The organism is Pseudomonas sp. TH41 (genome assembly GCF_016650695.1).
GTDB lineage: Bacteria > Pseudomonadota > Gammaproteobacteria > Pseudomonadales > Pseudomonadaceae > Aquipseudomonas.
On the sequence record NZ_JAEKFH010000005.1, the window covers coordinates 862,108 to 881,694 of the forward strand.

General features: G+C 60.2%; 18 protein-coding genes. All 18 read right to left on the reverse strand.

All coding sequences use genetic code 11. The features are described 5' to 3' along the window. Positions 1 to 46: 46 nt before the first annotated feature. The 18 genes from JFU37_RS22415 to rfbF all read right to left on the reverse strand — a co-directional run bounded on the left by JFU37_RS22415 (position 47) and on the right by rfbF (position 19,401). A complete protein-coding gene (locus tag JFU37_RS22415) occupies positions 47 to 898 on the reverse strand; it encodes a flagellin domain-containing protein (protein ID WP_201118895.1) in 852 nt (283 codons plus the stop codon). A gap of 249 nt (positions 899 to 1,147) precedes the next feature. Beyond that, positions 1,148 to 1,420, reverse strand: a complete 273-nt coding sequence (locus JFU37_RS22420; protein WP_201118897.1) for a hypothetical protein — start codon at positions 1,418 to 1,420, stop codon at positions 1,148 to 1,150. Continuing rightward, entirely contained in the window at positions 1,417 to 2,709 is a 1,293-nt protein-coding gene (locus JFU37_RS22425; RefSeq protein ID WP_201118899.1) for a motility associated factor glycosyltransferase family protein, read from the reverse strand. Before JFU37_RS22425 ends, JFU37_RS22420 begins: the two co-directional genes overlap by 4 nt. A 77-nt stretch (positions 2,710 to 2,786) precedes the next feature. After that, entirely contained in the window at positions 2,787 to 3,713 is a 927-nt protein-coding gene (locus tag JFU37_RS22430; RefSeq protein ID WP_201118902.1) for a ketoacyl-ACP synthase III, read from the reverse strand. Positions 3,714 to 3,942: 229 nt separating this feature from the next. Next, positions 3,943 to 4,995 carry a pseudaminic acid synthase gene (pseI, locus tag JFU37_RS22435; protein WP_201118904.1) on the reverse strand — a complete coding sequence of 351 codons (1,053 nt, stop codon included), beginning with the start codon at positions 4,993 to 4,995 and terminating at the stop codon, positions 3,943 to 3,945. Beyond that, on the reverse strand, positions 4,988 to 6,493 hold the full coding sequence (pseG, locus tag JFU37_RS22440) for a UDP-2,4-diacetamido-2,4,6-trideoxy-beta-L-altropyranose hydrolase (protein ID WP_201118914.1): 1,506 nt from the start codon (positions 6,491 to 6,493) through the stop codon (positions 4,988 to 4,990). Before pseG ends, pseI begins: the two co-directional genes overlap by 8 nt. Next, the gene (pseF, locus tag JFU37_RS22445) at positions 6,490 to 7,197 is read right to left on the reverse strand and encodes a pseudaminic acid cytidylyltransferase (protein WP_201118916.1); all 708 of its coding nucleotides are present in this window, start codon (positions 7,195 to 7,197) and stop codon (positions 6,490 to 6,492) included. Before pseF ends, pseG begins: the two co-directional genes overlap by 4 nt. Further along, positions 7,194 to 7,814, reverse strand: coding sequence for a pseudaminic acid biosynthesis-associated methylase (locus JFU37_RS22450; RefSeq protein WP_201118918.1), 621 nt, complete (start codon positions 7,812 to 7,814; stop codon positions 7,194 to 7,196). The genes pseF and JFU37_RS22450 overlap by 4 nt, the downstream gene beginning before the upstream one ends. A gap of 127 nt (positions 7,815 to 7,941) precedes the next feature. Further along, positions 7,942 to 9,099 carry a UDP-4-amino-4,6-dideoxy-N-acetyl-beta-L-altrosamine transaminase gene (pseC, locus tag JFU37_RS22455; protein WP_201118925.1) on the reverse strand — a complete coding sequence of 386 codons (1,158 nt, stop codon included), beginning with the start codon at positions 9,097 to 9,099 and terminating at the stop codon, positions 7,942 to 7,944. Further along, positions 9,096 to 10,097: a UDP-N-acetylglucosamine 4,6-dehydratase (inverting) gene (gene pseB / locus JFU37_RS22460; protein WP_201118934.1), complete on the reverse strand. Its 1,002-nt coding sequence runs from the start codon at positions 10,095 to 10,097 to the stop codon at positions 9,096 to 9,098. The genes pseC and pseB overlap by 4 nt, the downstream gene beginning before the upstream one ends. Before the next feature lie 30 nt (positions 10,098 to 10,127). Next, entirely contained in the window at positions 10,128 to 13,058 is a 2,931-nt protein-coding gene (locus tag JFU37_RS22465; protein WP_201118936.1) for a TIGR00180 family glycosyltransferase, read from the reverse strand. Between the two features lie 54 nt (positions 13,059 to 13,112). After that, the gene (locus JFU37_RS22470; RefSeq protein WP_201118939.1) at positions 13,113 to 13,850 is read right to left on the reverse strand and encodes a cephalosporin hydroxylase family protein; all 738 of its coding nucleotides are present in this window, start codon (positions 13,848 to 13,850) and stop codon (positions 13,113 to 13,115) included. 19 nt (positions 13,851 to 13,869) lie between these two features. After that, positions 13,870 to 14,940: a class I SAM-dependent methyltransferase gene (locus tag JFU37_RS22475; protein WP_201118942.1), complete on the reverse strand. Its 1,071-nt coding sequence runs from the start codon at positions 14,938 to 14,940 to the stop codon at positions 13,870 to 13,872. Next, positions 14,930 to 15,787, reverse strand: a complete 858-nt coding sequence (locus tag JFU37_RS22480) for an NAD-dependent epimerase/dehydratase family protein (protein WP_201118944.1) — start codon at positions 15,785 to 15,787, stop codon at positions 14,930 to 14,932. Before JFU37_RS22480 ends, JFU37_RS22475 begins: the two co-directional genes overlap by 11 nt. Continuing rightward, positions 15,784 to 17,010, reverse strand: a complete 1,227-nt coding sequence (locus JFU37_RS22485; protein WP_201118946.1) for a class I SAM-dependent methyltransferase — start codon at positions 17,008 to 17,010, stop codon at positions 15,784 to 15,786. The genes JFU37_RS22480 and JFU37_RS22485 overlap by 4 nt, the downstream gene beginning before the upstream one ends. After that, positions 17,007 to 17,567, reverse strand: coding sequence for a dTDP-4-dehydrorhamnose 3,5-epimerase family protein (locus JFU37_RS22490; protein ID WP_201118948.1), 561 nt, complete (start codon positions 17,565 to 17,567; stop codon positions 17,007 to 17,009). Before JFU37_RS22490 ends, JFU37_RS22485 begins: the two co-directional genes overlap by 4 nt. Next, positions 17,564 to 18,646: a CDP-glucose 4,6-dehydratase gene (rfbG, locus tag JFU37_RS22495; protein ID WP_201118951.1), complete on the reverse strand. Its 1,083-nt coding sequence runs from the start codon at positions 18,644 to 18,646 to the stop codon at positions 17,564 to 17,566. Before rfbG ends, JFU37_RS22490 begins: the two co-directional genes overlap by 4 nt. Then, positions 18,628 to 19,401, reverse strand: a complete 774-nt coding sequence (gene rfbF, locus JFU37_RS22500) for a glucose-1-phosphate cytidylyltransferase (RefSeq protein ID WP_201118953.1) — start codon at positions 19,399 to 19,401, stop codon at positions 18,628 to 18,630. The genes rfbG and rfbF overlap by 19 nt, the downstream gene beginning before the upstream one ends. Positions 19,402 to 19,587 lie beyond the last annotated feature (186 nt).

The window sequence follows — 19,587 nt, forward strand, 5'->3', positions numbered from 1 at the left end:
GAGAGAGCACGACCAGCGCACCCCCCCGCCAAAACTCATTCAGAAATTACTGAAGCAGTTTCAGTACAGCGGAAGGCAGCTGGTTGGCTTGAGCCAGAACAGCGGTGGAAGCTTGTTGCAGGGTTTGTTGCTTGGTCAGCTCAGAAGTCTCTGCTGCGAAGTCAGTGTCTTGTACACGACCCAATGCAGAGGTAACGTTCTCGTTGACGTTTTGCAGGTTGGCGATGGTGCTGGTCAGACGGTTTTGCGAAGCACCGAGGTTTGCACGGTTGGCAGTTACGACGGCGATAGCGGCGTCGATTGCGGTGATTGCACCGTCGATAGCCGAACCGGCGGCAGCACTGGTAGCACCGGTCAGAACAACAGTACCGGAACCCACGGACAGGCTGGCGGCGTCAAACTTGCTGCTCAAGGTCAGGGTGATCTGGTTGGTAGTACCGGTGTTGGCACCTACTTGTATAGTCATGGAGCCGGCAGAACCGTCCAGCAGGAATTTGCCGTTCAGGTTGGTGCTGCTCGCGATACGAGTCAGTTCGTCCGACATCTGGGTGAATTCAGAGTTGGTCGCGGTACGGTCAGCAGTGCCGTTGGTGCCGTTACGTGCTTGTACAGCCAGTTCACGCATACGCTGCAGAATGTTGGTGGTTTCTTGCAGAGCGCCTTCAGCGGTCTGAGCCATCGAGATACCGTCGTTGGCGTTTTTGATCGCTACGGTCTGGCCGCGGATCTGGCTGCTCATGCGGGTAGCAATCTGCAGGCCGGCAGCGTCGTCTTTTGCGCTGTTGATTTTCAGGCCGGAAGACAGGCGAGTCATGGAAGTAGACAGGGCGTCCGATGCACGGCCCAGGTTCTTCTGGACGTTCAGGGAAGTAACGTTAGTGTTTACGCCTAAAGACATGTTGAGTTCCTCGTTGGTTGGGTGCTGCGGCTTCCGGCCCTGGCAACCGCCGGGTATGGCCTAGAGAACCTTCGTAGTAGTTATCGTCGCGATTGCAGGTTGCTTGAGGGCTTTTTTGAAAAAAGTTGCCATCACACTGCCACCCCTCCGAAAACAAAGGCTTGCACGGGACCCACGAGAGAAAAATGACGCCAGAGAGTTGCCGGCAAATGGGACACGAGAGGATCGCGCTGGCCGGCAAAATATCGCTCAGAGGTGAGCCTGGGCCGCTTCCAGCAACTCGATCAATTCATACTCCATCGAATCAGCCAGCCCCAGCCAGTCCTGTGCTTCTTGAGCCGCGAACATCGACATGAGCAAGTGCGCCCACTGCTGCTGGATCGCTTGCGGTGTTTGACTGAACAGGTCTTGCGACTTTTCAAAGACGTCGACCATGGCCAGCGCCGCCTCGACATCTCGCCCGAGGCGAAACAGCCCGGCGCATTGACGGCAATCACTGATGCATTGTGCAAATCCACTCACTGCACGAACTCCTGATTGAACGTCGTACCGACAATCATCGCACCTGCCCGACTACTGTTAAAAAAGCGTACCTGCGGATGCCCGGCGATGTAGCGCTCCAACTCACACAGGTAACTGCGAAAATTCAGCTGCGTGCGCACACGCTGCCCATGCCCGTCGAGCACCCAGTGCTTGGCCTGGCTCACCCCGGGACCCAGCTCGCCATCATTCCAGCCGGCATGGGTTTTGTTCATGGGGAACGCGAAGTCGGCGCCGAACAGCGTAATGCGGTCCGCGCCCATCTTCACGGCCAGATCCACCGCTGGATGGATCACACTGCCGCCGACATACAGTTCAGCCTTGCGGATTTGCTGGCGGATAGCGGCATAGACCGGACTGGCGGAATACCCGACGTAACGAGCCCCTTGCCACGCGGCCAAGACCTGAGGGTCGCTCAGCGGCAGATAGACCAGAAGGATGTCGCCCGTGTCCTCGGGCGGCAAATGCCTGAAGCTGATGCGTTGGTCGATACTGACCACCAGGTCCGGCGTGATGCCGTGCTCACGCAAGGGTCGATAGGCGGTATCGACACTGATGAACAAGGGCCGCTGTGCCTGCGCGCGCACCGCTCGAAGTTGCTCGAAATGCTGCTCCAGGCTCGGCCCCGTGGCAATCACGTACACTTCCCGACCCTGGCATGTCGCAAACAACGCGGCGACATCGGCATCCTGGCTGACGAGTTCAACACTCTCTTCCAGCCGCTGAACAATCTCCGGGGACTGCGGGTCGAACTCGCGATTATTGAAGGCAAGGTGCACTTCGCTGATCAGTCGGTCGCGAATCTTGGCATTGAAATCATCGGCCAGCAGCATCTCGGAGGGCAACGCAAAAAACGGCAGGTGGATGTCCGGCGAATCCCCGGCATACCTCAACTCGACCCGTGGATCACTGAGCCACTGCCGCTGATCGAGCAACTGCAGCGTCAACAGGAAAATCGCACCATTGAGGATATGCACGTACAAACGCTGAAGATCGGTGCTTTCAAGCAAGACGGCCGGCAAGTCACCCAGCCCGGTGCCATAGACATGCACTACCGGGCTGGCCGGGGGCAGGCTGGCGGCTTGCAGTTGTGCTTCACGCGTACGGTCATGGCGACTGGTGAGCTGAATGCCGGCAATGCTCAGGGTCGAGCCCAAACCTTCGACCAGCTCAGCCTGCTCTTCCATGCTCGCTTCGATGATCAACCGCGCAAACAGTGCCGGCCAGCGTCGCTCTATCACCGGAGCATTGTGGTCAAAGCTGTCGCTCATATCGCCTCGCTCGCCATACAAAAAAATAGCGCTCAAGGTTACACCCTGAACGCTATTTTTTATGCCCCAACGTCAGCTCAAGGACGATAAATGATCGCCGAACCCCAGGACAATCCAACGCCAAAACCGCTCAACGCGACGCGCTTCCAGCTGGAATTCAGAACGTGTTTTTCCAGCAGCAACGGAATGCTCGACGACACGGTATTACCGGTCTCGACCATGTCCTTGATGAACTTTTCCGGCTCTCCTTCGAAGCGTCGTGCCACCGCATCGACAATTGCCGCACTGCCCTGGTGAATGCAGAAGGCATCGACATCGTCAGCCGTCAGTTGCGCCTCAGCGAGCAGCTCATGCAAATGCGCCGGAACCTTGAGCAGTGCGAAGTTGAAGACCTGACGGCCGTTCATGTAGAACACGCCATCGGTCACCTTCAGGTGCGGTGCACCGGAACCGTCGGTGCCGAACTTGGCCTTGCCCAGCTGCCATGGTGCGTCTTCGCCCATCCAGGTGGCGGTAGCAGCGTCACCGAAGAGCATGGTGGTGTTGCGATCTTCCGGGTCGACGATCTTCGAGTACGGGTCAGCCGTTACCAGCAGGCCATTTTTCAGGCCCGCGGCTTCCATGAAACCTTTGATCGCATAGATGCCGTAGACGTAGCCAGAACAGCCCAGGGAGATATCGAACGCGGCGACGGTGGTCGGCAGGCCCAGCTTGTCCTGAACGATCGCCGCGGTATGGGGCAGGCCTTCTTCATCGCCGTTCTGTGTGACGACGATCAGCACGTCGATCGCTTCACGTTTCAAACCGGGATTGTTGGCAAACAGCGCGTTGACTGCTTCGACACACAGGTCCGATGTTTCCTGCCCGGCGTCTTTGCGCGGCAGGAAGGCCGAACCGATCTTGCCCAGGATGAATTCTTCATCCTTTTCGAATTTTGCACCTTGTGCGTAATTGTCCACGCCGGCTACAGGAACGTAGCTCGCAATGCTTTTTATGCCAATCATTACGACTTCCCAATAATAAACAGCCAAAAACCACCACTCGCAAGGAATTGAGGGGCGCCGACAAACGGAGAAAAACGTCACCTCGAAGAGGCGACAGCAAGAAGAATAAAAAGCTATCACTGGCCAAAAACTGAGACCAGGCGCCACCTTCCCGATTAATACAATACAGTGAAGATGCGCGTTCTGACTCGCAGGTCACTCTATTTTGCCGAATCAGGGCGATAAGGCGTTATTCGACCAATGACCAGTCCAGTGGCGTCCCACGCTTGATAGCGTGGCGCGCGCGGCGTCCCAGAAGGGTTTGCGCGTGTTTGGGGGCCAGCCCCAGCCCTGGACGAATGGCACGCAAATTGGCGACGGTGAAGGGTTCACCGGCCGTCATGTCCTCGGTGACGTAGAGGGAACGGCGGTACACCAGCGACTTTCGCTCGGCCTCGGTCACACCGTAATGCACGTGCCCCATGGCCTGCCAGGCGCGTTCGGTTTCGATCACCAGGCTGGCGAGCTCAGCAGGCTCGAGCGAAAAACTGGCGTCCACGCCCCCGGCGGCACGGTCGAGGGTGAAGTGTTTTTCCACCACCGTCGCCCCCAGCGCGACCGCTGCCACCGACACGCCGACGCCCATGGAGTGATCGGACAGGCCCACTTCACAACCAAACAATTCGCGCAGATGAGGAATCGTCCGCACATTGCTATTGGCTGGCGTCGCCGGGTAGGTGCTGGTGCACTTGAGTAACACCAAATCCTGGCAACCGGCCTCGCGGGCGGCACGCACGGTTTCGTCGAGTTCCGCGAGGCTGGCCATGCCCGTGGAAATGATCAACGGTTTGCCGGTAGCAGCAACCCGTCGTATCAGCGGCAGGTCGGTGTTCTCGAAACTGGCAATCTTGTACGCCGGCACGTCGAGGCTTTCCAGGAAGTCCACCGCGCTGCCATCAAACGGCGTGGAGAACGCCAGCATGCCCAGCTCCCTGGCACGGGCGAAAATCGGGGCATGCCACTCCCAGGGTGTATGGGCCTTCTCATACAGCGCGTACAGCGAAGTACCCGCCCACAGGCTGTTCGGGTCCTTGATGAAGAACTCCCCTTCGGACAAGTCCAGCGTCATGGTGTCGGCGGTGTAGGTTTGCAGCTTCAAGGCATGCGCGCCGGCCCTGGCCGCGGCTTCGACGATCTGCAGCGCCACTTCCAGGGACTGGTTATGGTTGCCACTCATCTCGGCAATGATGAACGGCGGCGCATCAGCACCAATGGAGCGGTTGCCAATCTTGAAGCTAGTCATTTAGGTGATCCTTCAATATGCGCGTGAAGGCGCAAGCACTCTGGGTGAAGCCGGCTTCGCGAAACACTTTCAGCGACGGCTGATTCGCCGGTAAAACCTGCGCGGTGATGGTGTGCAGTTGCGGCCAATGCTGCGTCACGAAAACTTCGCCTCGCGCCAGCAACGCCCTGCCCCAGCCCAGGCCGAATCGCCCTTCGAACAGGTAAATCGAGACTTCGGCTTCGAAGCCGCGCAGGTCGTAACGCAGCACCCCGACCGGGCCGTCATCGGCTTCGGCGATCAACAGCACGCGCTGATCATTGCTCAAACTGGCAGTCAGCCAGTTTTGATGCGACTGCCATTTAATCACCCCGGTTTCCAGCGACCAGCGCCGCACCGCCTCGGCATTGCGTCCTTCAAACAACAACTGTGCATCGCCTGCTGTTGCCGGCCGGACCCGCAACACCGCACCGGCCAGCGCTGCCGCAACGCGCTGCGCGCCTCGCCCATCGACTAATTGCCGTGAGCGTTCGGCCAGACTCTGGCGTAATCCCTGATTGCCGGCGACAAAACCGATGGCCTGACGCAACTGCTCGACGCTGACCTGCTCGCGGGTGCCCAGATAAACATGAGCCCCCGAGGTCGCCATCACCTCGCCGTTGGCTTGCTGATTATTCGAGACCGCAATGCAGATCGTCGGCAGCCCCATGGCCGCCCTCTCCCAACTGGTTCCGCCGCCGGCACCGACAAACAGGTCGGCTTCGGTCATCAAGCGGTAAAAGTCGTCGACAAAACGATGCAAGCGCCAGTTCGGATGATGTGCCGCCAGAGCCCGCATTGCCTCCCACGCCGGGTTATCGCCACCGGCAACAAAATCGACTTCAAGTTGATGAAGATCCGCCAGTGCCAGCATCGCGTGGTGAGTCTGCATCGCGGCATCGAAGCCGCCGAAGTTCACCAGCACCCGCTTCGCCTGGCGCTTGATCTTGATCGCCGGGCAGCAGAACTCATCCCGCAGCATGGCGAAACGTGGACCGATCAAGGTCCGACAATCGGGTGCAAGCAGTCCGGCATAAGCCTCAGGCGTACCCGACAGATTCTGGTTCAGCAGCAAATCGACGCTGTAGGTGCGCGTCGCCAGATCATCCACCGCTGCAATCCGCGACGCCCAGCGACGAGCCGCTGTCTGCCAGTGATGATCGAGCCCGTAGTGGTCGACAATGATCCAGTCGAAGGCCGGATGGTGTTCCAGCGCCTGCCCCAGCGCGGCAATGTCTGCCTGCCACGGCAACAGGGCTTCGATGGCTTGCTGCGGGTCTTCGTCGGGATAGCGATCCGGTAACGCAAAGGTTTCAAAACCTTCGGCGGCGAGGCTGTCGAGTCGATGGCCCGGCAACCGGCGACAGGCAAATGCCACGTGCCCGCCCTGCTGGCGCAACACCCTGGCCAGGGTCAGGCAACGGGCAATGTGACCGCTGCCAATGGTCGGTGAGGCGTCGGCACGGATCAGCACTCTCATTGCAGCTCCCCACCCGCCTTCAGCGCCGTGTAAAGGTATTCGGCACGCTTCCAGTCTTCGAGGGTATCGATGTCTTGCACCAGATAGCGCGGCAGGATCACCGGCAGGCTTTGCGGTGAATACAACACCTCGCCCTGCAGCCAGGCACTGCTGCGGCCCCAGTAGAACTGCCCGGCGTCCTGATAGGCCGGCGGCAGGTCCTGGGAGCGCGTCTCGCGAAACTGCGGGTACAACGCCGTCAAGGCACCCTGCTCATCGAGGGTCAGCGCACGCTGCACCGGGAAGCCGAAATCGCAGACCGAGAAGGCGAAGGACTTGTCCGGATGCTGCTCCAGCAGGTTTAAACCCTGCTGCAAAAACCGGGTTTGCAACAGCGGTGCCGTGGCGTAGATACAGCAGGCAAAATCAAAGTCGTGGCCCTGAGCGAGCAACGCTTCCAGGGCATGGGCAATGACCGCTGCCGTACCGGTGAAATCATCGGCCAATGCCGCCGGCCGCATGAACGGTACTTGCGCACCGCAGGCCCGGGCCAGTTCGGCAATTTCCGCATCGTCGGTGCTGACCACCACCTGGGTGAACAGCCCTGAATCGAGGGCGGTTTGAATCGAGCGGGCAATCATCGGCACGCCGTCGAACGGCTTGAGGTTCTTGCGCGGTATGCGCTTACTGCCACCGCGAGCCGGGATGATTGCGACGTTGTTCACGAGCGTTTTTCCAGCAGGAACCATGTGATGTCGTCTACCGGGAACTGCGGGTCGCGGTGATAACCAAAACCGTAATCCAGCAGTTGCAGGTCGTCGTAACGATCAAGCATTTCACCGGCAAAATCGCGCTTGAACAGTTTGCCGCTGTTACCGCGATAGGACACGTCGACCGGCGCCGGGTTGTAGTACTCGGCGATCAGGATATAACGCTGGCTCAACGCATACAGCTGGTCATACGCGGCAGCCAGCAGTTCCGGCGCCAGATGAATCAGCACGCCTTTGCTCAGGGTCAGGTCAAAGCTGCGCTCGCGGGGGAAATCGAACAGCGAACCGTGCCAGATCTGCGCGATGTCCAGCGCCTGGGCCTGGGCACAGGCGCTGGCATTGATCTCCACACCGAACAGTTCGCACCGGGGCAACAGCTGGCGCAGCGCCTGCAAGTTATTGCCGGCATTGGTGCCCAGCTCAACCAGGCTGTCAATCCGCCCGGCACGTGTCAGCGCCTTGGCGAACAACGCCAGGTTGGCTGCTACCAGGGGTTGCCCGACGTTGCGGTCAACGTACTGGTTACCGAAGTCGCCCTGCCAGAATCTTTCCTGCTCACTCAGTTCGCGCATCACACAGTTCCCATTCGCTCACGTAGGAGCTGCCGAAGGCTGCGATCTTTTGATCTTTTACAACTCACCAAAAAACAGGTCAAAAGATCGCAGCCTTCGGCAGCTCCTACAGTAAGCCTGAAGATATTTATTCGGTCAGTCGGCGCAGTTGCTCGACCACATAGTCCTGTTGTTCATCGCTCAGCAACGGAAACAACGGCAGGCTGATGGCCTCGGCGTAGTAACGTTCGGCCTGCGGAAAATCGCCCTCGGCGAACCCCAGGTCGCGATAGTACGGCTGTAAATGCACCGGAATGTAGTGCAGGTTCACACCGACCCCGGCGGCCCGCAACCCTTCAAAGACCTGTCGATGGCTGAGGTTGATGCGATCAAGCTGCAAGCGCACCACGTACAGGTGCCACGCCGACTCAGCCTCGGGCTGAACGCTCGGCAAGGTCAGCGGCAAGTTCGCCAGCAACCGGTCATAACGCGCCGCCAGTTCACGCCGGCGCTCGATGAAGCCATCCAGCTTGCTCAGTTGCGACAGCCCGAGGGCGGCTTGCAGGTCGGTGATGCGGTAATTGAAGCCCAGTTCCACTTGCTGGTAATACCAGGGGCCATGACTGGCCTCGGTCATGTGCTGCGGGTCGCGAGTCATGCCGTGGCTGCGCAAGCGTTGCAGGCGCTCGGCGAGGTTCTGGCGATTGGTCAGGACCATGCCACCCTCGGCGCTGGTGATGATTTTCACCGGGTGAAAGCTGAACACCGTCATCGCCGCGAAATCACCGCAGCCCACCGGTCGACCGGCATAGGACGCGCCGACCGCGTGGGAGGCGTCCTCAATGACCGTGAACGCATAACGCTCGGCCAGCTCGGCGATCATCCGCATGTCGCAGCTCTGGCCGGAGAACGCCACCGCCACCAGCACCTTGGGCAGCGTACCGTTGTCCTCCGCCGCTTCCAGCCTGGCTTTCAGGGCGTAAGCATCGAGGTTCCAGGTCAGCGGATCGATGTCGACGAAGTCCACCTCGGCACCGCAATAACGACCGCAATTGGCCGACGCCAGAAAGGTGTTGGGCGTGGTCCACAAACGATCACCCGGCCCGAGCCCGGCCGCCAGGCAAGCGATGTGCAACGCCGCCGTGGCGTTACACACTGCCACCGCATAATCGGCCTCGCAACGGTCGGCCATGGCCTGTTCGAATCGCTCGATGGTCGGCCCTTGAGTCAGCCAGTCCGACTGCAACACGGCGACCACCGCGTCGATGTCCGCCTGATCGAGACTCTGCCGACCGTAGGGAATCATGCCGACAGCTCCGCGTGCAGATCAGCAATCTGCCCCACCGTCAGGAACTGCGGGTTGGTGTCGGAGCGATACTCGAAGTCTTCGCTCACCGGCTGGCCCTGCTCGCCCAGTTTGTCCACGGCAAAATCCACGTCGACGCTGGTGAAGCGGATCGACGGTTGAATCGTGTAGTGATCGTCGAACTCCAGGGTCATACGCGCGTCGTCCAGCGGCACCATCAGCTCATGGAGTTTTTCGCCCGGACGAATGCCCACGTTCTTGTGCGGCAAGTGCCCGGCCATGCCCACCGCCAGATCGACGATGCGGATCGACGGAATCTTCGGCACGAACACTTCACCGCCATGCATGCGGGCGAAGCTGTCGAGCACAAACTGCACACCGTGATCGAGGGTGATCCAAAAGCGCGTCATGCGCTCATCGGTGATCGGCAACTCTGTCGCGCCCTCGGTAATCAGCTTGCTGAAGAACGGCACGACCGAACCTCGGGAGCCGGCCACGTTACCGTAACGGACCACCGAAAAACGGGTGTTCTGGTCCCCGGCAATATTGTTCGCGGCGACGAACAACTTGTCCGACAGCAGCTTGGTTGCGCCGTACAGGTTGATCGGGCTGGCGGCTTTGTCGGTGGACAACGCAACAACTTTTTTCACGCCGTTATCGATGGCCGCGGCAATGATATTTTCCGCGCCATTGACGTTGGTACGAATGCATTCGGTGGGGTTGTACTCGGCGGCCGGCACTTGCTTCAGGGCGGCGGCGTGCACGACGTAGTCAATGCCGCGCATGGCCTGGCGCAAACGCTCGGCGTCGCGTACATCGCCCAGGAAGTAACGCATGCACGGCGCGTTGAACGTCTGCTGCATCTCGTATTGCTTGAGCTCATCACGCGAAAACACCACCACCCGCTTGGGCTGATATTGCTCGAGCAGGCGGCGGATGAAGTTGCGACCGAACGAGCCGGTGCCGCCGGAGATGAAAATCGATTTACCGTTGAACATGCCGCGAATCCTTCTACCTGTGCACCAGACTTAAGCCAGCAACCGCGCCCAATCCACGCTGGTCGCGCTACCAAGGGTGAAACCCTTGCCGGTCAAGGCGAGGTTCTTGTTGTACGCCAGATCATGCTGGAACGGCCCCGCCCACTTTTCACGCAAGGCCTGAAGGGCCTGCGGCGCATCGGGCAAGTTGCCTAGGTGAATGACCTGTACTTGCGGCGTCCACACCACCAGATAACCCGCTTGACCGACCTTCAGGCACAGATCGACATCGCCGAAGGCATCGCTGAAGGCGCCTTCGTCCAGACCGCCGACCTCGTCGAACAACACTTTAGGGATCATCAGGCACACAGCCGAGACGGCCGAATAGTTCTGTTCCAGCACCAGACGATTCAGGTAGCCCTTGGCATCCTTCGGCTCACCGACAAAGGCCGAACCGACACCGTCGTTCATGCCCAGAATCAACCCGGCCTGGGTAACGTTGCCGTCGCGATCCTGCAACTTGGCACCGACCACGCCGACTTCCGGGCGCTGGGCCTGGTTGAGCAGGGATTCGAGCCAGTTCGGGTTGACCACTTCACTGTCCGCCGCCAGCAATACCAGGTATTCACCCTGGGCCTGCTGACTGGCTTCGTTGTACAAGGCCGATGCGCTGAGACGCTCCTGCGCGCGCACGACACGGACCCGGTCGCCCGGCTGCCCGAGACCGTCCAGCCATTGCAGGAGGTCGGGGGACTGACTCGCGTTATCGGCAATCAGCACTTCGTAACGGGTGTAGCGGGTACGTTGCACGATGCCGGTCAGGCAACGTTGAAGCTGCGCCAGGTTGTCCTGGCTCGCCACAATGATTGTCACCAGCGGACGTTCAGTGTGACGGTAGTCGATACGGTAAGTGCCAGGTTCGTCCGAGCTGACTTGCGCCTTGTAGCCACGGGTCGCGAGGTGACGGATCAACGCCTGACGCTCGTGGGCGTTTTCCTCCAGTACCGGTGCACGGGCGATCAGCAGCGGCTCGTCCAGATGAGCCAGCCAGGCCAGGCCGCCCTGTTCGATGATGCGCAGCAGCAGGTCGAATTCCAGCGCCTTGCTGAAGTCGGCCTGGTAACCGCCGGCGTCCAGCAACACATCCTTGCGAATCAGCCAGTGCCGCGCCATCAGCGCTGGCAGGCTTTGCAGCAGGTCGAGGTTAAAGCCCGGACGGAACACATCGATCAACGCGCCATTGGCATCGCGATGAATCTCGTCGCAGGCCACCGCTCGGCATTCAGGCGCAGCGCGCAGTTCCAGTCCGGCGCGCAGCAGACCACCCGCGGTGAACTCATCGCCCGCCTCGGTCAGCAGCAACCAGTCACACGTCGATTGACGCGCGATCTGATTGAGCTTGTCGACATAGTTGACCGGGGTCACGCGAACAAAGTGCAGCGTGTTGTGCTCTGTGGTTGCAGCCAACGATTCGCCCGTGGTGAACACCACGATTTTGAAGGCGTGGTTGTGACCTTCCAGCAAACTGTCGAGGGTGATTTGCAGTTTGGCCGCGTCGTTTTCGAGGTCCAGCACCAAAATGCCAAATTGTGGACCGCCGTTGTGGTCGGCCAGGAAACGCGAAGTCGCGGCGACTTCGTCAGCATCCGGGGCGCGCGCCGCCAGCCACTTGAGCAGGCGACCGGAGCGCATGGCACCGAACGCCTCGTCATTGCCTTGCGTCGATACGGCATCTAGGCGCTCGGCCCAGGCAAACATGTCCCGCGCCTCGTCGGCTTCGCCCAACAGCTCCAATTGCTGCGCCAGACGCTTGACCACCTGACGGTTGAACGGGCCGCTGGCAAACGCATGCCACAGCCGATCGACGACGCTTTCGGCGGTGTCGTTGTTGCGCGGGCGCATCATGTTTTCCTGCTCGGTCCAGATGCCTTCGAGCCCTTGAAGCTGAACACGGCCGGCCGGCATGGCGTGCAACAGAAACTCATACTGGCTCAACAGATCGAAGAACGGCTGATTGTAGTAAGGCAACTCAACGTACTGCAAAAACCCGAATCGACGATCCGGTCCCTTCTGCACATTGGTCCAGCGCGACTCGATAATCGGTTCGGCGGTCAGCGAGCGCCCGCTGCGCAGGCAATCGGCCATCGCCTCGAAACTGTCCAGTGCCAACTGCTTGCCCTGCGCCGGGTCTAGACCGGTCTGTGTGCTTGGCAATGTCGACAGCAGCTCAGCGAATACCTCACGCTCCTCCACCGATTTGGCATCGCTGGCGGTCAGAGTGGTGTAGATCTCGGTCTTGTGCTCCGAGGCCAGGTAATTGACCTCGCGGACCACGTAAGGGATCGGCAGAAGTCGTGCCTTGGCCCGTGCCAGCATGTAGTACGCATGGCCGATTTCCTGCCATTCGAAACTGGTGTTCTCCGGCATGACCGCGTACCAGTCCCGCAACAGCTCGACGCGGTGAACGGCGTAGAACGGCGGAATGTACTGCTGCATGAAATCGAGGACCCGGTCCTGAGCACGCTCGGACGAATAGTCTTCACAGACTTTTTTGTCCCGGCGGTAGTAGCTCACGCTGCTTGCCAGGGTCAGGTACATCAGGCAGTAGCCGTGGCACATGCCATAGTCCGGGTTCGACTCCAGGAACGAGACCGACGCGGCGAGCGCGTCATGCACGATGAAGTCATCGTCGGAGGCGAACACCATGTACGGCGTGGTGACCTGCTGCACGCCGTAGTCAAGCTTGGCGCGCAGGCCCTGGTAGCCGAACTGCGGCACATGCCGGTAGTCGACCGAAGGGTACACGCCTTCGATGCCATCGGTGACGTCAGTCGAAGAGTCCAGCAGCAAAATCCTGCAAGGCAAGGTGCTGTAAAACGTGACTGCCCGGCGCACAAAGGCCGGACGGTTATGGGTGACCAGCACCACCGTCAACAACTCGTTCAGTGGTAATCCGCTTTCAGAACCGTACTTGCCTTGCATTTTCTTCCCCGCAACCGGCGTATCGCCCGATGAACTCGACAATGATGGTGTTGCTTAACGAACCCGACGCAGATAGCCGTCCGGCGCCACGGTGATCAGCAGCTTGTTCTGCAACTGACGATCGATCTCGAAGTCAGCGTTCTCTTCCAGGTATTTCCACACGGCGGTTTTCGGGTTGTCGCCCGGGCCCCAAGGACGATCCGGGAAGAAATCGGCTGGCATGTCTTCGACCACGGTGTCCATGACCACGCAATAGCTGTCCACCGAAACCAGTGGCGCGTACAGGCGCAGCTCTTCCAGCACGTGATCGTGGGTGTGGTTGGAGTCCAGCACCAGAATGACTTTTTTACCTTCGGCGGCAGCGCGTACTTGCTCGGCGATGGCCGCATCAATGCTCGAACCTTCGATCATTTTGATGCGTTTGCTCATCGGGTGGCTTTCGATGGCTTCGCGGTTGTGCGGGCGAATGTCGAGGTCAATACCGAGCACTTCACCGTGGCCTTGCAGTTCCAGCAGCGATGCGTAGTAGATGATCGAACCGCCGTGGGCGATACCGCATTCGATCACCAGGTCGGGTTTGACCTGCCAGATGATTTCCTGCATCGCCATCATGTCTTGCGGCAGCTGGATGATCGGACGGCCCATCCACGAGAAGTGGTAGCTGTACTTGTGCTTGGCCGATTGATTAAAGAAATCCTGAGCCAGACCGGTCAGTTTCTGGTCATCGCCCTGACGCGCGATTTCTGCCTGGCATTCGGCTTCGAAGGCTTCATTGATGGTGGTGTCGGTCATTTTTATAGAATCTCAATAGTCACTGGAACGAAGCGCTGTCGACGGCGTGATAGACGTAGCGTCCACCGGTCATCCGCTTGATTTCTTCGAGGTAATTGGAGTTCATCACAAACAGGTTGGCGCCTTCGGGCAAGGCGTCCATGGCTTCTTGCGGCGAGGACACACGCGCGCCGCTCAGGGGCAGATAGCGGCCCTGTTTGGCCGGGTTGATATCCACCACGCGATCCACCGCCACACCGGCCCGCTGCAGGAACAGCGAATAGATCACGCCCTTGGACGACGCGCCCCAGATCGCCGAACCTTGTTCGGGTGCGGCTTGAATAATCCGCACTGCGTGCTCAAGGCTGCTGGTGAAACCTTCCGGCAGCGCCAGGCTCGGCACCGGTTGTTCCGGCGTCAGGCGCAAGGTCGCCAGGTCCGCAACGATGTACAGGTATTGGCCACCGAACAGGTGACCGGCTTCATGCACGGTGCCGAACATCCGGCGCAGGTCATCGAGGCGAAAATAATTGACGTGCTCGTAGAACAGGTCGAACCAGGCGCGGTGCTCGAGGATCCAGTCGAAGCACGGCACTTCGATGTAGATCTGCCCGCCCTGATTGGCGTCGGCCATCTCGGACAGAAAACTCACCGGGTCCTGAATATGCTCCAGCACATGGCGCAGCACGATGGCATCCGCCGCCAGGCCCAGGCCACGCGTAAACGGCGCCTTGATCACATCGGCGTTGCTGCCTTCGTAGGCCGGGTCGATACCGGTGATGGCGTAACCCAGGTCTTTCAGGCGTTCAAGAAAGTAGCCCTTGCCGCAGCCGACTTCGATCAGTTCCTGACCCTTGAAATGCCGGGCAATAATGCCTTCGACGTCGCTCAGGTGCTTCTGGAACTGGCCGGAATGCGCCTGCTCGTTCTGGTAGTCGACGTCGTAGCTGAGCTTGTCGGCATCAAAAGCCTGGTTGAAGATCAACCCGCTCTTTTCATCCTGCACCAACACCATGTCGGCACACGCCGAAGCCTTGGCCGATGCCGGGTCGGCAAAGGTGCGGTTCTGCAACACCGGCAGGTCGGCAACCCGATACAGCTCATGCCTCATGCTCTGCTCCCAGTAGCTGTTGCAAACGGTCCGTCACGCCCCAGAACGCCATCGGCTCGTGGGTCGGGTATGGGTAATGACCCAGGTTCAAATGGATCGACGCGCCGCGTTCACGCAGCCGCTGCTCGACCAGCGCCCGCACCGACATCGGCTTGCCACTGGCACAATTGATCACGCCGTCGAAGTCGCGTTGTTGCAGGATCGCGGCGAGGTAACCGGCAGCGGTATTGATCGCCAGGTAATCACGCAACTGTTCGCCCGCCGACATGTTGAAGCGCTCGTCGCCAGCGTCGATCGCCCGGTCCAGTGAGGCCAGCAAACTGTTGGGGTTCTGCCCGGCGCCGTGCAGGTAAAACAGCCGCGCCCATTGCAGGGTGAACGGTTGAACGCGCTGTAAATTTTCGAGAAACAGACGCAACGTGTTTTTCGCCAACCCGTAAGGATTGCTCGGCTGCGGTTCGGTCTGCTCGCTGAGCGGTCCGCTCTGCAAGCCGTATTCGAAACAGGTCCCGGTGACCAGCACTTGCGAGACACCCGCCTCGACCGCGTTCTTGATGAACCGGTAATCGGCCATCAGATTGTGTTCGAAGTGAAACAGCGCCTGATAGTTCGGCAACCCCGGCCAGGCCAGATGTGCCAAGGCGTCAATGCCATCGGTCAGCGCAGCGATGTCGAGGTCAACGGCATGAATATCCGCTGCAACAAACTCCACCGCATTGATCCACGGCAGGTTCGCGGCGGTCTCGGCGTTGCGCGCCACGGCCCGGACTTCGCAGCCACAGGCGAGCAAGGCTTCAACCAGATGGCGGCCGACAAACCCGGTGGCACCGGTCACGAGCACTTTCACAGGACGGTCAACTCAGGCACGGCGATCACGAAGCGGCCATCCCATTGACGCACCTGGGCCAATTGTTGACTGACTTCATGCAGCAGGTTCCACGGCAGGACCAGCACGTAATCCGGTTTTTCCTGTTCGATTTGCGCCGGCGAAACAATCGGGATGCGACTGCCCGGCAGGTACTTGCCTTGCTTGTGCGGATTGGCGTCGGCGACCCAGGCCAACAGGTCCGGTTTGACCCCGGCGTAGTTGAGTAACGTGTTGCCCTTGGCGGCAGCGCCGTAACCGACCACGCGTTTGCCATCAGCCTTGGCCTGCAACAGGAAACGCAGCAGTTCGTGTTTGATGCGTTCGGCAGCAGGCGCGAGGGTCGAGTAGTACTCGGCGGTTTTTACGCCGGCGTCGAGCTCGGCCTGCAGTTGCTGTTGAACCGTCGGCTGCACGTCGCGGCGAACGCCATCGGCGCGCTGGACGAAGACCCGCAGCGACCCGCCATGGGTGGTCAGCTGACTGACGTCGAATACTTCCAGACCGTTGCGCTCGCACAGCTTCTGCACGGCAGTCAACGACAGGTAGGAATAGTGCTCGTGGTACAGCGTGTCGAACTGCTGGCCAGCCATCAGCGTCAGCAATTGCGGAAACTCGAACGTCGCCACGCCGGTCGGTTTGAGCAAGGTTGCGAAACCGCCCAGGAAATCGTTGATGTCCGGCACGTGGGCCAACACGTTGTTGGCGGCCATCAGGTCGGCGGCCCAGCCTTCACTGTTCAGCTGCGACGCGGTGTCGCGACCGAAGAACAGTTCACGGATCTCCAGGCCTTTTTCCCGCGCCGCTTGCGCGGTGCTGCGGGTCGGCTCAACGCCCAGGCAAGGAATGCCGCGCTTGGCCACATACTGCAACAGGTAACCGTCGTTCGCGGCGATTTCCACCACGCGGCTGTCGGCGGTCAAGCCGAAACGCTCGACCATCTCGGCCACATAGCGCTCGGCGTGGGCCAGCCAGGTGCTGGAGAACGAACTGAAATAGGCGTACTCGGCGTCGAACAGACTGTCGGCGCGGGTGTAGTCCTCGGTCTGCACCAGCCAACAGTGCTGACACACCACCACTTTCAGCGGCACCCATTGCTCGGCGTGCTCAAGCTGATCGGCGCGCACATAGGCGTTGGACGGCGGCGACGTGCCGAGATCGATCAGCGGCAAGTCCAGAGGAGTCCCGCAACCACGGCAGTTCATACACGTACTCCAGCGAAGTACTGATCGAGCAAGGGATGGCTGGAATCCCTGGCCGACAGATTATTGACAGGCAGCGGCCAGGCGATCGCCAGCCGTGGATCGTTGACACTCAAACCGCCTTCATGCGCAGGCGTGTAGTCCGCGCTGTGCAGGTAAAGCAACTCGGCGTCGTCGGTGAGGGTCTGGAAACCGTGGGCGAACCCGGCCGGGATCAGCAAGCTGCGGCCATCGCCGGCCCGCAGGTGTTCGGCGTGCCAGTGCAGGAACGTCTCGGAGTCGGGGCGCAAGTCCACTGCCACATCCCAGACTTCACCGCGCAGGCAGGTGATCAACTTGGCTTCCGGCGCGCTGGCGTTCTGATAATGCAGACCGCGCACACTGCCGCGTTCACGGGTGCAGGAATGGTTGATCTGACGGATATGAAACGGCTGGCCGAACGCGCTCAGGCTGCCTTCGCAAAACAGCCGCGCGAAATGCCCGCGCTCATCCTCGAAGCGTTTTTGTTGCACGCTGAACAAGCCGGCCAGCGGCAACGGTTCCAACAGAAACTCGCTCACAGCGCGCCTCGGTACAGGTTCAATTGACCCAGGGTAATGGCGCGCATGTCGTCGCCGTTCTGCCAGGCCAGGTGCCAATCCAAGGTGTGGGTCAGGCACTGCTGCAACGACCAGCGCGGCTGCCAGGCCAACAATTGGCGAGCACGGCTGCTGTCCAGACGCAACAGACCCGCTTCATGCAAATCACTCGGTTCGATACGCAAGCCACGCGCTTGCGGCCAGCGGTTGGCAAGCAACTTGACCACTTCGCCAACGCTGCACATGTCCGCTTCGCTCGGGCCGAAGTTCCACGCGCCGGCAAACTCCGGGCCGTGCTCGTAGAGGCCGGCGGCCAGTTGCAGGTAACCGGCCAGCGGTTCCAGCGCGTGCTGCCATGGGCGCACGGCGTGGGGGTAGCGCAGGGTCACGGGTTCGTCGGCGGACCACGCCTTCAAGACGTCGGGAATCAAACGCTCCGGAGCAAAATCACCACCGCCCAGCACGTTGCCGGCGCGCGCCGTGGCCAGGGCCAGGCCATGCTCGGCATATTTTTCGGCCGGGAAGAATGACGCCGCATAAGACTGCGCCAGCAACTCGCAACAGGCCTTGCTGCTGCTGTAAGGATCATGTCCACCGAGGGCTTCGTTTTCACGGTAGGGCCACACCCATTCCTGATTGGCATAGACCTTGTCGGTGGTCACCAGCACACACGCGCGAACGCCGCCGACCTGACGGATCGCTTCGAGCAGATTGAGCGTGCCCATGACATTGCTGGAGTAAGTCCCCAGCGGATCGCGATAAGCTTCGCGCACCAGCGGTTGGGCCGCCAGGTGCAGGACGATTTCCGGTTGGGTTTCAGCGATCAATTCCAGCAAGGCGCCCAGGTCACGCAGGTCTCCGCGCTGATCGTTGATGCCTTCGTGAACACGCGCCAGTTCGAACAGGCTCGGCTCGGTGGACGGATCAAGGGAAAACCCGCTGACCTCGGCACCGAGGCTTTGCAGCCACAACGTCAGCCAACTGCCTTTGAAACCGGTGTGGCCGGTCAGCAGAACCCGCTTGCCGCGCCAGAACTCCGGGCTCAGTCCCATTGTTTCCATGGGGCCTCCCCACTCAGCCACAGGTGCTCAAGGTGGTTTTTGTCGCGCAGGGTGTCCATCGGATGCCAGAAGCCATCGTGCTGGAACGCTTGCAGTTGCTGTTCGTTGGCCAACGCGGCCAGCGGCTCGGCCTCCCAGGAGGTTTGATCGTCGGCGATGTACGGCAGCACTTTTGGCGAGAGTACAAAGAAACCGCCATTGATCCAGCCGCCGTCACCACGGGGCTTTTCAATGAACCCTTTGACGCTGTCGCCATCGCGTTCCAGGGCGCCGTAACGGCCCGGCGGCTGCACGGCCGTCACGGTCGCGAGCTTGCCGTGCGTCAGGTGGAAATCCACCAGGGCGCCGATGTTGAGGTCCGAGACGCCGTCGCCATAGGTGAAGCAGAACGCCTGTTCGCCTTCAACGTAACGGGCGGCACGACGCAGGCGGCCACCGGTCATGGTGTCTTCGCCGGTGTCGATCAGGGTCACGCGCCACGGCTCGCTGTAGTTCTGGTGGACGTCCATACGGTTGTTGGACATGTCGAACGTGACGTCAGAGGTGTGCAGGAAGTAGTTGGCGAAGAAATCCTTGATCGCATAGCCCTTGTAGCCGAGGCAAATCACGAAGTCGTGAATTCCGTGAGCGGAATATTGCTTCATGATGTGCCAGAGAATTGGCTTGCCACCGATCTCGATCATTGGCTTGGGCTTGAGGTGCGACTCTTCGCTGATACGCGTGCCCAGACCACCCGCCAGAATAACTGCCTTCATCTTTTCCCCTCTTGTTCGTCACAGGGCTTGCCCAAGCCTGACAAGGCTTTGCGGCCATCTGGATAAATCGCATGAGGCGGCACCCATCAGCTTCTGGCTGCGTCGCACATGCTAGATTTATGGCGATTTTCAGGGGACTTGCAGGAAACGCGCCAGCTAACACTGACACCAGGAACGGGAACGGGA

Coding starts and splice junctions, on each gene's coding strand:
- JFU37_RS22415 (WP_201118895.1), bottom strand. CDS start 898: ATGTCTTTAGGCGTAAACACTAACGTTACTTCCCTGAACGTCCAGAAG.
- JFU37_RS22425 (WP_201118899.1), bottom strand. CDS start 2,709: ATGAGCGACAGCTTTGACCACAATGCTCCGGTGATAGAGCGACGCTGG.
- JFU37_RS22430 (WP_201118902.1), bottom strand. CDS start 3,713: ATGATTGGCATAAAAAGCATTGCGAGCTACGTTCCTGTAGCCGGCGTG.
- pseI (WP_201118904.1), bottom strand. CDS start 4,995: ATGACTAGCTTCAAGATTGGCAACCGCTCCATTGGTGCTGATGCGCCG.
- pseG (WP_201118914.1), bottom strand. CDS start 6,493: ATGAGAGTGCTGATCCGTGCCGACGCCTCACCGACCATTGGCAGCGGT.
- JFU37_RS22450 (WP_201118918.1), bottom strand. CDS start 7,814: ATGCGCGAACTGAGTGAGCAGGAAAGATTCTGGCAGGGCGACTTCGGT.
- pseC (WP_201118925.1), bottom strand. CDS start 9,099: ATGATTCCCTACGGTCGGCAGAGTCTCGATCAGGCGGACATCGACGCG.
- pseB (WP_201118934.1), bottom strand. CDS start 10,097: ATGTTCAACGGTAAATCGATTTTCATCTCCGGCGGCACCGGCTCGTTC.
- JFU37_RS22465 (WP_201118936.1), bottom strand. CDS start 13,058: ATGCAAGGCAAGTACGGTTCTGAAAGCGGATTACCACTGAACGAGTTG.
- JFU37_RS22470 (WP_201118939.1), bottom strand. CDS start 13,850: ATGACCGACACCACCATCAATGAAGCCTTCGAAGCCGAATGCCAGGCA.
- JFU37_RS22475 (WP_201118942.1), bottom strand. CDS start 14,940: ATGAGGCATGAGCTGTATCGGGTTGCCGACCTGCCGGTGTTGCAGAAC.
- JFU37_RS22485 (WP_201118946.1), bottom strand. CDS start 17,010: ATGAACTGCCGTGGTTGCGGGACTCCTCTGGACTTGCCGCTGATCGAT.
- rfbG (WP_201118951.1), bottom strand. CDS start 18,646: ATGGAAACAATGGGACTGAGCCCGGAGTTCTGGCGCGGCAAGCGGGTT.
- rfbF (WP_201118953.1), bottom strand. CDS start 19,401: ATGAAGGCAGTTATTCTGGCGGGTGGTCTGGGCACGCGTATCAGCGAA.